Below are 951 nucleotides of genomic sequence, written 5' to 3'. Positions count from 1 at the left end.
AGGCGGTCCGTCGAGCGATACAGCATAGTCAAGAGAGCCTGAGGGCGCTGGCGAAGCGCTACGGGGTCAACCAAAAGACTGTTGCCAAATGGCGGGAACGGACCTCGGTGGCAGATTTGCCGACCGGTCCGAGAGAGCCTAGATCGACAGTGCTCTTGCCCGAGGAGGAGGCCGTCATAGTCGCCTTCCGGCGCTACACTCTGTTGCCACTCGATGACTGCCTCTATGCCTTACAACCGACGATCCCACACCTGACGCGCTCATCACTGCATCGCTGCCTGCAGCGCCACGGCATCAGCCGCCTGCCGGACGTAGAAGGCGACAAGCCGGCGAAGAAGAAGTTCAAGAGCTATCCGATCGGCTACTTCCACATCGACGTCGCCGAGGTGCGCACAGAACAGGGCAAGCTGCACATGTTCGTCGCTATCGACCGCACCTCGAAATTCGCCTTCGTCGAACTGCATGAGAAGGCCACCACCGCCATATCGAGAGACTTCCTACTGCGCCTGATCGCGGCCGTGCCCTACAAGGTCCACACTGTCCTCACCGACAACGGTATCCAGTTCACGACGCCCGGCGCCGGCGGTTCGGCCGTGCCATTGATCAAGGAGGCCATCGCAAACGGCGAACGCTTCTGGGCCCATGCCTTCGAATACGCTTGCGCCACGAACGACATCGAGCACCGAACGACCAAGGCAAGGCATCCGTGGACCAACGGCCAGGTCGAGAGGATGAACCGGACTATCAAGGATGCAACCGTCAGGCGTTTCTATTACGAGAGCCACGACCAACTCCGCCAGCACCTTGCCGACTTCATCTCGGCCTACAACTTCGGTCGCAGGCTCAAGACCCTCAAAGGCCTTACGCCCTACGAGTTCATCTGCAAGGCGTGGGCGTCACAACCGGAACGCTTCAAACTCGATCCGCTCCAGCAAATGCCGGGACTAAACA

At 59.9% G+C, this 951-nt stretch carries 1 protein-coding gene; it reads left to right on the top strand.

The window, feature by feature from the left end:
- Positions 1-951, top strand: a 951-nt coding sequence (locus AC0L2U_RS34715) for an IS481 family transposase (RefSeq protein ID WP_473603705.1), incomplete at both ends; no start/stop codon positions are given.

This window comes from Mesorhizobium sp. WSM4808 (genome assembly GCF_055811675.1).
Note: the sequence above shows the minus strand (reverse complement) of the source record. Positions and strands in the feature narration are given on the sequence as shown.